A 12,545-nucleotide genomic window follows, 5' to 3' on the forward strand; every position below is an offset into this window, starting at 1 on the left:
ATTATAATATGCCAGCGCCGAAATCACACACCATAGATCGTGCTGCAGGTCCACCAGTGAGTGTGAGTTTGAGGCGCGCTTGAGGCGCGCTTGTTGTGCTGATTTATCATCACTGATAAATTTGCATTCTGTCCAAAGAGGTTCCGATAACTGTTCTGTTTCGTTTAGTTCCAAAGGGCTAAAAGCGCCGTCATCCAGTTGCATCTCTAGTGTAAAGGATGAGCCCCCTGGCAAAAAGGTCTTGATATAGCTGGTAAGCCTCGACTTTTCACCAAAGGCAAAAGCTCGGGTGATATAGGTTGCTTCTTTATGAATTTTTCCTGCAATTAATTGAACAGGAGCAAATAACACGGGTGAAAGCTTTTCCGTGCCTTTGAGAATGGCGCGGAGTATAACTTTTTCACTGATATATTCAGTAAGATTAAGCAATTGAAACGGCAGGAGTTGATAAATTGTGCCGTTGTTGCGTTCAATTTCAAAGATGACAGAACACTGACTTGAAGGCAATTCAATAGCTGCGCGTATTTGCAAATCAGAGCAGTCAACAAGATCAAATTCACCTAAAAGAACGGTTTTTTCTGTTTTTGTGTAGCGAGCTGCTAACACTCGAAACGCTAAGGCTTCATCTTGATGGGCTGTCCAGCTTTGTGCGTTGACAGAAGAAAAGCGTGGACCCGTCACATAGGGGTGACTTGAGACATATCTTTGGTTCTCTGCATCAAAATCACCAAGTTTGGCCAGTGAAACAGAATGGTCACCATCATCAGTTTTAATGACAAAAGCGGTCAGACGATCATCGGGGATTAATAAGGGAACATCATAGCGTGCTTTTGCCCATCCGGTTTTTGCATCTTTCATAGGATAGGATGTTTGGGCTTGAATATCGGAGGTGGGATAGCCGTTTTCAGTGGTAACCAAATCGATCATTAAATCATGAGAAGGATTACCAATTTTACAAAGATGGAAATCAATTTCTGTGATTTGTCGTGTTTCATCAGGGGTAAAGACTTGTGCTTGTGGGTCCACTTTTGTCCATATTTTTACTGTGGTGGTGCGCCGCATCACCTTCACATCAATCACACCTTGTCCGGTAAAAAGACCTGTTGCAATTGCGCCTCCTTTGCCCTGTGCGATAACATTTTTTGTGCCAGCAGTAATATTTTTAGGAATGGTAAAGGTTCCTTCGAGCATACCTTTAGCGTCGGCAACAAGGTGGCTATTTGGCAAGACATTAACACCATCAAAGGTAAGGCTTTCTAAGGTTTCTCCTTTGGCAAAACCTTCAATCTTAAAGTTCAATGTAATTTGCCTTAAAAAGTCAATTTGCTCTTGGGTTGCATGCACCAAATCATCACTGATTTCTGTCTTACGGATGCTTCTCCCACGGTTTTTCCCCATATTGAGTTGATTGGTCACACTTGAGAGCCAATCAGTGCGCTGTTCATGCCAAAAGTCTGTTGCGGGGGTAAGAGTGACTGTCCCAGGCAAAGGAGAAAAGTTTTGATAAGGATTGATTTTTTCGCAAGCCGTTGTCAACTCTTGCGCAATAATGACTTCATTTGTCCAGTCAAGGGTGACAGGCGCTTTTAAAGGAGCAGTATAGAATGTTGGGTCAATGGCGAGTTGTAAAATGCCATTGCCTACAGCGCCGGTTTGTTTAAAGCCTTCATCTCTATAACTGTCATCTAGAAATGGGTCCGCAAACATTCCTTTTTTGGCAACAGGTTCTTTAGAGTCGACATTGCTTTTAATGCGCTCTAACTGCATCAACCGGTCAAGCGAAAGCACGCGTTGAAAATAACGCCAGATCTCATCATAAGGTGCGACGCGCGTCCCATCATTGACAACAAGCGGCATTTCAAGCCAATTGTTGCGAATGGTTGCAAGGGATAAGACATCATCAGGAACACTTGGTGCCATAGGTTGGTCTGCCGAAATGCCCTTGATATAAACCGCATCGCCTCCTGCATTCAGTCCTATGCGGTCAATGCGTGGCAATTTATAAGTGTAACTGACGATAATATCACCGTTGTCAGCACCATCTGAGACGGTAATTTCCTGTGCTGTTACCTTATCAGCAGTTATTGGTGCACGGTAACGATAAGTCACTTTGTAGGTGCTCTCCGGAGCAGGTTCATCTCCTACGGGAGACCAATCAATGGTATCTCCTGTTTTCTTAAAATCTGTTTCTTCTTTAAATTCCTTGCTTCCTTGAACGACTTTGATGAAAGAGGTGATGCTTTTATCAGGGACACCATCACGCCCTGCGGCAACTGCGCCGCGGGTGATGTTAACGGTCTTTTCTTTTGTTAACAAAAGAGACTGAATATCGGCAATAGGAGAATAATAGGATTTAAAAGTAAAGCTTTTTTTTCCTTTTTGAGGTGCAAAAATATGCGTTTCGCTAGGAACAACGCTTGTCGAGAAATCTTCTGGTTCTTCATGCCGCAAAGCCGCTAAGCGCTTGCGTTTAAAACCATTAATATTGGCTTCCCCTTCTTGAATGCTAAAGATTTGACAACTGTTGTTTGATCCTAAAGCGCTCACACGGCATCCACTCACGATATAATGCCCATGAGCGCGGTCATAAGTGGCAATGGCTTGCATGGCCGGTTCAAGTAGTGAGGGTGATTTTTGATCAATGAGAACACCATCTTGCAAAATGTAGACAGGAAAAAACGTTCCTTGCTGCCCATCATCTTTTAGAGCCCAAACAAGCTTTGCAATCTCACGGGCAGCACCGGGTTCTCCTTCTGCTAAGGTTCCTGGAATTTGCCCCAAGAGTTCCGGATCATCCTCGTGGGTATTCCAGCTTTTTTGCAGTTTCACACCGATTTCCACGCGTCCAATCATGGAAACATTGTTGAGAACGGTTGGTGAAATAGGGAAAATATCACCGGCTATAAAAATCTTACCGTCGGTTAAAGTTACTGTTTGCGTATCTTTGTTGACAAACGCATCTGCTCGTTCAACACGGTCTCCTTCTTTGGCAACAAGGCGTCCTAAACGATTATGACGGCCTCTTATGATGGTTTGAACTTCATTCAACTCACCACTTTGCAGAAAGGGGCGTTGTCCATAAAACACAACACTTTGTTGTTCATCTTTGCCGATAGATCTGTCAATTGCAAACGGCAAGCCACTTTCATGTTTCATGTTAAAACCTCAATAAAATCTTGAATTGTTCACGAACATCAGCGCGCAAAGGGATGTTAACGGCTGTTTTGAGTATCTCCACACCACCATTCAGTTCATTGGCGTCACACCAAAGCTTGCCAAGAGGGACGTCTTGTTTTGGAGAAGCATGAACGAGAATGGAAACAAATGCTGCTTGTTTTCCATCAACATCCTGAAAGTCTGTGCGTGCTGCTAGAAAAAGTGCTGTACCCATCGGGGAGGGTTGGAACCCGCCGCCTGAATGGCTGTACACACCGTCCAAAGCCTGTTTGACAGGCGCTACAGCATAGCATTTTCGAATGCCAATCACGGCATTTTGAGTGTCTCTTAATACGAGATAAAGCGTGCGGCCATGAAACCACTTTGCCATCAGTATATCGCGTTCATGTTTTTTAACCGAAGACCACGGAAAGTTTGCCATGTCCCATAGGTAATCAATTTGATCGAAGCTTAATTCTTCATCCCCATCATCTATCCAATTGCCAATAAGCCTGCCTTCTTCTTTTTCCAGCGTGTGATTAATTTCTGTTGTGCGCCCAAAGGAAAACAAAGTGCCCCCAGCTGTTAACCGAATACCGCTCTCATACTCCAACATGCTGTCATCAAGGCGTGACATATTGCCTTCGGCTGCCTCAACGTTATAACCATAAACACTACGGCGAAAATCAGAGCGCAAACTTTTGGAAAGATCTGTGATTGCTTCAATGGCTTCAAGGCTTTTCTGTTCAGGCAATTGATCAAAGTAGAGTTGAAAGGAATTCCACCATACTCGCCCTGTCCAGGCGGGCGTAAAACGTGCCGAAATTCCTAGCCATTCAAGCCCCATCTCTATTGCCGCAAGGGAGCCGCGTACCCGCTGCCATTGAAGCCCCTGATCAATCAAATCATAAAGGTTTGGAACATAAGGAGTAAGCTCTCCAAGTCCATATTCTTCAATAAGCCATGGTAAAAAACGGGGAGGGCGTGTGATCAATTTTGTCTGTGAAATCGCCAAAATAGAATTATCCACATCTTGATGAAAATCACATGCCGCAGCGAGGCGTTTTTCAAATTCTGTTGCATTGGTTGGGAGTAAAGAGCCAACCATTAGCGTGCACGACCTTTGAAGTTTAAGATGATTTTTCCAATTGCTAAAACTTCTTCATCACAAACTGCACTGTCTTGTGTTGGTGCAATGGCACTTACTTTCTGGACACCAGCAATCATGAGTTTTGAAATCCACCACGAGAGACTTAATTCACGACCAATGGCTTGTTCTTTTTTCCATGCTGCTCTTAAATTTTCTTCCATTTGCATGAGAATTTTCAAAGATGTTTCTGGTAACAGCCAAACATCTGCTTCCAAATCCACTACTTTTTTGACAGCAGCGTGAACAATGATTGTATCATTGGTCATGATGATATTTTTTCTGTGAAGTGCTTGTGAGACTGTTTGTATGAGATCTTCAGAAGCTGTCCCTTCTTCATTTTTGCCAAAAAGAGCAACGTAGATAGTTGGATCTTTGCCTTTGCGATAAATAATCGCATCCTTAACACGGTTATCCGCTGACATAGCTATAAGCTTGTAATAAGGTTCTGTTCCGCTCGTTTTGCCACCACGGGCATGAAGTCGAATACGTTCACGATATCTCTCATCACTTTCATCCTCCATGCGGGCAATACCATGCCAATTTCCCAAAGCATCAAGGGATTCACCAGTTGCAAAATCAAGAATATTATTGCGTGCTGCTTCATTAATACGCTGCCTTAAAAGCAGTTCTCGGTAGCTAAAAGCTTCAATGATTTTAACTGCGGGGTCACTTTCAAGAAAAATGTATCGGGGCAAAAGCTCTTTTAAATGTTCAATGTTTGCTGCGCGGATTTCTTCAAAGGAAAGTTCTGAGATGATTTCGAGATTGGAAAGGTTCTTCATTGTATCAGCACTCCTTCCATGGTAATAGGCTTGCCTGATGGCAAGTAGATGCCCGCAAAGGACAAGGATATTTTTCCATCTTCAATTCTTTTAAAATCTATTTTTTTCAGTTTAAAACGCGGTTCCCACTTGTCTAAAGCTTCGGCAACGGCGGCATAAAGAGCAACGGCAAAGGCATTATTGGATGGCGCATCAATCAATTCCGCAACACGTGAACCATAGTCACGTCGCATGACCCGCGTGCCAATGCGTGTTGATAAGATATCAATAATCGACTGACGCAAATGATCGATACCAGATAGGGGTTTTCCTGTTGTGCGGTCCATTCCACTGTTCAATTTGGACCTCCTGTCATGGATCCACCAGGGGAAACACCACCATGAATATGGCTGTTTCCAATATTGGTACCATTATGCTTTAAGTTACTTGAATTAATGGAAATATTATTCCCAGAATGAAAAGAAATACTATCATTCGAATTCAGTGAAACGCCACTATCTGCCTTCAAAGAAATGTTGCCTTTTGCGTTTAAACTTATATCGCTTTCTGAAACAATCTTTATGCCATCCGGCGCGGTAAGCTCTAGTTTGCCACTTTCACCTTTTAGTGATACGCCATCAGCGATTGTCAGGATAAACTTTCCACCTGACTTGATGTGAATGCTATAGCTGTTTTGTTCATCATCATATTCAAGGCTGGTTCCATCAGGATATATAGTTCGGTGAATGCTGCCGTTATCGGCTGCTTGATTAGCATCTGTATGAATGGAGCCAACAATCACACCCTGTGATAAATCTCCTGATGACGAGAGAACAACTACTTGCTCTCCAACATCGCGTCCTTCATAAGAGCGTGTTTTACCGGCGCGGGCTTGTGTGTCTGGAATCCAGTCACTGACAAGATTACCACTTTTAACCCGATAACGTGCATTTTTATGGTCGACATGGCTAATCTTGCCCACCACAACCATATTGGCTACACGTCTCTTTAGATCTGTGATTTCTTTATCGCGCCGCTCTAACATGAGTAACCTCGATTTTATGATATTTGTCTTTGTTTTTCACGCCTGTTTCGGGTTCAAAACCTAGAAAAGGTTCAACGAGTCTTGCTGTTACACTGCCTTCGTTTTCATCCATGTTGGGGATATTTGTCATATAAGTGACTTCAAAGGTTAAAATTGCACCATGGAGTGCTAGGGCGCCATTATCTCCAAAGGCAAAAGCAATATTTTGCAGGCGGCATGTCTCAACTGTGTTGTTGAGATTGGGATTGGCATAGAAAATCTCCTCCACTTCCCATGCTAGTTGATCAACAAAACGCGCTCCATCTTCTCGTGTATCATAACATTCAACATCTACTGTTAAAATACGCCGCCTTACTCCATAATCATATCCATCTTCAATGATTTCACTTTGTGTTGAAATATTAATGGCCGGCATTTTCTCAACGGAAAAGTTGAAATCACGCATATTAAAAACATTGTCACCAGCAGCTGTTTTTGCTGCTTTGATCAACGCAACAAAGCTTTCCCTTATCGTTTCTCTGGGGTGCATAAAAGCTCCTGTTTAGTTGATGTTAGCTCTAAAAATAATTGACTAGGGTTAATAATGATACTATTGTTGGTTATGAACAATAAAGTTGAAAAAATAATCAGCTTGATGAAAGCATCACCAAAGAACATCAAGTTTTCAGATTTGTTGGCTGTATGTATACATTTTTTTGGAAAACCACGGAACAATGGTACAAGCCACTTTGTTTTTAAAACACCGTGGCTTGGTGATCCCCGTGTGAATATTCAAAAAGATTCTGGCAACAAAGCAAAAGCCTATCAGGTCAAACAAGTCTTACAAGCGATAGAAAGGATGAAACATGAACAATAATCATTATACATATCGTGTTTTGTGGTCGCAAGAAGATGAGGAATATGTTGGATTGTGTGCAGAATTCCCATCCCTTTCATGGTTAGATGCTCAAGCAGAAAAAGCTTTAAAAGGTATCATGGACCTCGTTTCAGAAGTTGTTGAGGATATGCAACATAACGGAGAAGAAGTTCCTGTGCCTTTGTCGCATGGTAAATACAGTGGAAAATTTCAATTAAGAATACCACCAGAACTCCATAGAAAACTTGCAATACAAGCTGCTGAAAATGGTGTGAGTTTAAACAGATATATTTCTTCTAAACTTTAAAGCTTTGAAAAGTCTATACGCACTAAAAAAGTAATTTTTATGAAAACCTCTAAATTAAAACAAATGCCCATTTTTTAGACAGATGAAGAAGCAGAAAACTTTGTTGATACTGATGATCTTACAGATTATGACTTAACTGGTTTTAAGCCTGTTCATTTTGAATGCTTATCCTCTTGTGTTGTTTTACCGCACAATGAATAAGTTGACATTTTTAGTTTCTCTTAATTCTAATTTTGGAAGGTTTTTAACAATCTTTATAGTTTCTAAACTTACTGTAATAATCCTTTGAAACAATTCTAAAGGATAAGCAGGGTTTCCAATGGTCTCAACAGCATAGCAATTGGCATCATTAACAATTCCACTATTTTTATCAGTTTTGACAACCTGCCGTCCCATAACCCATTCAAGAGCGGGTCTACCATTTATAACATAATCATAGGCTTCAAGAGGGATATCTGTCATGATGATATTACTGTTGTAAATAACTGTAGACTTGTCTTTTTCTTTACCTGCTTTTGCAAATTTCATTTCTGTAACGTAATAAAACTTCTCAGGGTTAGTGATATCTGTAAGTTTAGGATCACCTTTTTTAAAGATAACAGGATAAGGCTCTACAGTTTCATAATTTACGTGCAAATTGCCTAATTTACTCCCTGCTGTCACAAACATCCAAAAATCTTCAACACTTTTTACGCAAGGGATGCGAGGGAGCTCTTTAGAGAGGTTATCAGCGTAACGAGCACGGTAATCTTCTGAATGTAACAATCCATAAACATAATAGAATAAATCATCTTTCGTTATGGTTTCATGGGGATAAGCAGCTTTAAAATGGGCTAATCCTTCCTCCGTAATGGCATCACGCCTTTGCAAATCAGCTGTTTCGCTTTCTTCTATAATATTTGTAAATAAATGTGACTGTTTCTCATTTTTATTTTTTGCAACCGTAACATCTTCATAGAAATAACGTGGAAAACATTGACTTTTCTCTATTGAATCCAAGTTAGGTAAATTTTGACTCATCAAAACAGAAAAGCCTTTCATCACTCCTATCCCTGTAACTTGTATTGCTCTATTATCAACCGCTTTTCCCATTGGGAATATACGCGGCATTTGATAGACTCTCTCATTGAAAGTGCGATTATAGTATAGCCATTGTCGTGTAAAAAGACGGTAGAGGCTTTGCGTAAGACAGCTACCTTCAAACCTGAAGTGCTTTCCTTTTAGCAATTCTTGCTTAACATTATGGCTCCAACTTATCTTTTTTTCATCCGAATTTATAAAGTTGTTTACAATCCTTATACGTGTTTTGTGATCAGTATGCGGATGGGCATCATTAAAACGTTCGACTTCGCTATTATAAAAGGCAATCATATTGCTCATATTATTCGCTAAAGCTTCACAACTTGAATTGTATGCCCAAGCATCACGGCTTGTTGCAATACCACACGAAAAAGTTTCAAAGAGTTTTTTATTATTAGTCTTTTTATCACCTATAGCTAGGAATGTTTTGAAACTGTCATCACGTTGATTTATCCAATCGCCATGCGCACCTGGTGTAATGATTTGCCAGCCGTGTTCACGTGTAATGCCAGAAATGCTACGAAAGGACGCGATTATAGCAAGTTTCTCTTGTCTAGTGAGATAATCTCCAATGTCATGAAAATATATTTTACCATGCTGTTGGGATTCTGGATTTTTTACGAGAATAGAAATTGCAATAGGTGCTCGAGATCCGGAACCAAAAATCTTCCCACCTTCTTTTCGCGAAAGCTCTCCAGAGGTTCGTTGATTACCACGTAAATGGAAAATATAAAGGCTGCTAAATTCTGCAACAAGACATTTACGTAGACCTGTCATAGAATTTGCATCTACAAAACTTGCATCTGTAACAAAACCAATAACACCACGGTCTTTTATACGGTCACTTGCCCAGCGAATGGCTTTTATATAGTTATCATAAAGATTTCGTATAAGACTTGCATTTGACTGAACAGCATAAGTTTCACTGATCCGTTTCTCTAATAGTGGATAAGAAGTATTTTTTGCATTGTCATTTTCATTTTTTTGTCCAACGGAATAAGGAGGATTCCCAAAAATCACTTCAATATTCAGTTTTTTCTGAAGTTCTAAATATTCGCTATTTTCCTCTAGTAAACCCTTCATCAGATCTTGTTTTTCAACCATCTGAAACGTATCAGCCAAACCAATATGCTTAAAGGGAATATAATCTCCTTTCATAAGATCATGATAGGTCGATTCAATATTAATGGCAGCTATGTAATAAGCTAGGAGAACAATTTCATTGGCATAGATATCATGACGATATTTATATTCCATATCTTTTGGTTTTATCAGACCTGATTGTAAAAGCCGCGTGATAAAGGTACCTGTTCCCGTAAAAGGGTCAAGAATAGAAACATCTCGAGAACTCAAGCTTTTTCCGAATTCCTTTTGTAAAATATTATCAACAGAATGAATAATAAAATCCACAATCTCAACGGGGGTATAAACAATGCCTAGTTTTTCTACTGTGCGTGGAAAGCATAACGGAAAAATTTATCGTAAAGCTCTACAATCAACTTCTGTTTTGCTTTTAGATCCGTAATTCCACTTGCTCGTAATTTTACACTCGCGTAAAATTTCTCAAGATCTTTGGATTCCTTATCGAGATTTTTCTCATCAAGCACATCCAGCATACGCTGCATAGCGCGCGATACAGGGTTCTCCTGCGTGAACTGATACCCTTCAAACAATACCTGAAACACCGGACGCGTGATAATATGCTGCACCAACATTTCAATCGCATCAGCTTCTGTAATCCCATCATTTAAGTCATCACGTAGTTCTGCCACAAACTGGTCAAAGGCTTGACGCGCCTTGGTATTTGGCTCTGCAAGAATGCCTGTTAAACGCGTGATATGGTTTTTAGCAATCTCAGCAATGTTGCTCGCCCAATCCTCCCAATAATCACGTGTCCCACATTTCTTGACGATCTTTGCTATAATCGCACGAGAAAGTTCATTTACGGGGAAACAAAGTTCCCCTTGTATTTTCTCTGTAATAGTGAAATCATACTCCGGTGTTCCAATTCCCGCTCGTGCGGGTTGTGAACGTGTAGGAAGATCCTCTACAACAGCAGTAACAGCCTGCAATTCAGTGCTCTTTGTCACTCCAATAATCTCAATCACATGACTCACATTTTGTCCTAGGGATGCCTTATTAATCGTAGCATCAAAACGGTCATCATGGGCACGCAAAGCATTTAAAATTTGCCAAACAACCCGATATTTTTCATTGTTATTGAGAGCTTGTTCTACGGGAGTGCCAGCGGGAATACCAATCGGCAGAATGACATAGCCCATCTTTTTGCCCTCAGAGCGGCGCATCACCCGCCCAACAGCTTGAACAACATCAATCTGGCTCTTGCGTGGATTTAAAAACATAATAGCATCAAGAGCCGGAACATCCACTCCCTCAGACAAACAACGCGCATTGGTCAAAATACGATAAACATTCCTCACCGCTATCAGCTCTCAACCAATCGAGCAATGCACCACGATCCTTAGTATTGAGACGACCATCAACATGTTCGATTTCACATTTCAGAAGTGGCTTGTTTGCGGTATTTTCTTTGCTGATATAATCAAGGTATTCTTGAACAACCGCCGAAAATTCATCACGTACCAGTTTAGAACTTTCAATAGTCTTACAAAACGCCAAAGCACGATGCATGGGATAGGGATCAGCATTAACATCAGCCTGCATATCTTGTTTTATAAGCGCCTTATAACAACCAATAATCTTTGTTGCATCATCAAGAACAAGTCCGGATTGGCTATCGCTAAGCCGCTTCTGAACAGCTGAACTCACGAGTTCTTCGTCCATTGCTAAAACAATAACTTTGTAATCCGTTAACAGATTATTTTGTACTGCCCATGAAAACCCCCGATAAAAAAGTGTTTTACCAAAAAGCTTTTCATCATCCATTGAAGCAATGGCAGCATTTTCTTCATGTGCTCGACTTTTTGCATTATCACCAAAAATACGTGGTGTTGCTGTCATATAAAGGCGTTTCTTAGCACAAATAACATCATTAGAATGCACTTTAACAAAATGAGATTCATCCTCTCCAACAAGCGTTGCACCTGTTGTGCGATGCGCTTCATCACAAATAATAAGGTCAAATGTTGGAAAACCAAACTTTTTTTGAGCATCAGCCACAACCTGAATGGATTGATAGGTCGCAAACACAACGGTCATTTTATCTGCTACAACATTATTTGCATGTTCGGCAAGTTTAGCGGCATCGGTTGTTGCTGGAAACGCAAGATCAAACACATCAATTTCAGCAACATCATCACTTCTTTTACGACGCTTTCCCACTTGTGTGTCTGAACAGACAGCAAAAGATCGTAATCCGATTTCTGTATCGGTTGTCCATTCACGTATTGCCTGTGACATTAACGCAAGGGAAGGGATAAGAAACAAGACAAACTTTCCTTTACCCATCAAATCTTCAGCAATTTTAAGACTGGTAAAGGTTTTTCCCGTTCCACAAGCCATAATAAGCTTGCCACGATCTGCTTCAGTAAGTCCAACACGCACACAATGTAATGCATCGCGTTGATGTGGATGCAGTTTCTTTTTATCCTTCAGCAAAACTTTACCGTTAGCTGCAAAAGTTTCCCAATAAATTGGGCTTTGTTGTATATCGGAAAGACCAATGCGTATAACAGGAATATCCTGCCCCCGTATCATTGTTTCGGCGTTTTCACTCCAAGCACTTTCAGTACTGTCTATAACAATACGGCGTGTAAATGGAGCTTTCCCTGATGCCGCAATAAAACTATCAATATCTGCTTTTCTAATCCGATATGCTGCATCATAAAATTTACATTGGATTGCCGCAAAGCCCTCTTCACTCCGAATCTTTGCCACAAGGTCAATACCGGTATCACGACCATCCCAATCATTTTCACGAGCCCAATCTGTAAAGCTTTGAACCTTTTCATATTGTTCAAGCTGGAGAGGATCATATCTCAGATAAGCAAGTGCAAAACGCTCAAAATATTGTCCCTTTGTCTCGTTCGGTACGCGCTTCATCACGATATGTCTGTAAAAGCGATTGTAATGTCATGACCCTACCCACCACATTAAAGTATTTTTAGTTATTGAATTTAAACAAATTCGTCAATGCTTATTACCATCCTCCCTAAAGGATTTTAAACGGCTTCATCTCCTCATTCTCTACAATGAAATATTTTCTAAGC

7 protein-coding genes and 2 pseudogenes are annotated in these 12,545 nt (G+C 40.7%); 2 read left to right on the plus strand and 7 right to left on the minus strand.

Going from position 1 to position 12,545, the window contains the following annotated elements; translation table 11 throughout:
- Position 1: 1 nt before the first annotated feature.
- The 6 genes and pseudogenes from Bra60_RS01645 to Bra60_RS01670 all read right to left on the minus strand — a co-directional run bounded on the left by Bra60_RS01645 (position 2) and on the right by Bra60_RS01670 (position 6,641).
- Positions 2-3,156 (minus strand): annotated as a pseudogene (locus Bra60_RS01645) (DUF4815 domain-containing protein).
- 1 nt (position 3,157) lies between these two features.
- On the minus strand, positions 3,158-4,264 hold the full coding sequence (locus Bra60_RS01650; protein WP_078698020.1) for a phage tail protein: 1,107 nt from the start codon (positions 4,262-4,264) through the stop codon (positions 3,158-3,160).
- Entirely contained in the window at positions 4,264-5,088 is an 825-nt protein-coding gene (locus Bra60_RS01655; RefSeq protein WP_078688414.1) for a baseplate J/gp47 family protein, read from the minus strand. Before Bra60_RS01655 ends, Bra60_RS01650 begins: the two co-directional genes overlap by 1 nt.
- The gene (locus tag Bra60_RS01660; protein ID WP_078688415.1) at positions 5,085-5,426 is read right to left on the minus strand and encodes a GPW/gp25 family protein; all 342 of its coding nucleotides are present in this window, start codon (positions 5,424-5,426) and stop codon (positions 5,085-5,087) included. Before Bra60_RS01660 ends, Bra60_RS01655 begins: the two co-directional genes overlap by 4 nt.
- Complete coding sequence (locus tag Bra60_RS01665) at positions 5,423-6,112, minus strand: phage baseplate assembly protein V (RefSeq protein ID WP_078688416.1); 690 nt, start codon at positions 6,110-6,112, stop codon at positions 5,423-5,425. The genes Bra60_RS01660 and Bra60_RS01665 overlap by 4 nt, the downstream gene beginning before the upstream one ends.
- Positions 6,093-6,641, minus strand: coding sequence for a hypothetical protein (locus Bra60_RS01670; RefSeq protein ID WP_078688417.1), 549 nt, complete (start codon positions 6,639-6,641; stop codon positions 6,093-6,095). Before Bra60_RS01670 ends, Bra60_RS01665 begins: the two co-directional genes overlap by 20 nt.
- A 54-nt stretch (positions 6,642-6,695) precedes the next feature.
- Here Bra60_RS01670 and Bra60_RS01675 point away from each other — a divergent pair, with 54 nt between their 5' ends.
- A complete protein-coding gene (locus Bra60_RS01675) occupies positions 6,696-6,968 on the plus strand; it encodes a toxin HicA (RefSeq protein ID WP_078698022.1) in 273 nt (90 codons plus the stop codon).
- Positions 6,958-7,275 carry a type II toxin-antitoxin system HicB family antitoxin gene (locus Bra60_RS01680; protein ID WP_004856761.1) on the plus strand — a complete coding sequence of 106 codons (318 nt, stop codon included), beginning with the start codon at positions 6,958-6,960 and terminating at the stop codon, positions 7,273-7,275. The genes Bra60_RS01675 and Bra60_RS01680 overlap by 11 nt, the downstream gene beginning before the upstream one ends.
- Positions 7,276-7,458: 183 nt before the next feature.
- Here Bra60_RS01680 and Bra60_RS01685 read toward each other — a convergent pair.
- Positions 7,459-12,412, minus strand: a pseudogene (locus Bra60_RS01685) (DEAD/DEAH box helicase).
- Between the last annotated feature and the right edge of the window lie 133 nt (positions 12,413-12,545).

It is taken from the genome of Bartonella sp. Raccoon60 (assembly GCF_002022585.1).
In the GTDB taxonomy this organism is placed as follows: domain Bacteria; phylum Pseudomonadota; class Alphaproteobacteria; order Rhizobiales; family Rhizobiaceae; genus Bartonella; species Bartonella rochalimae.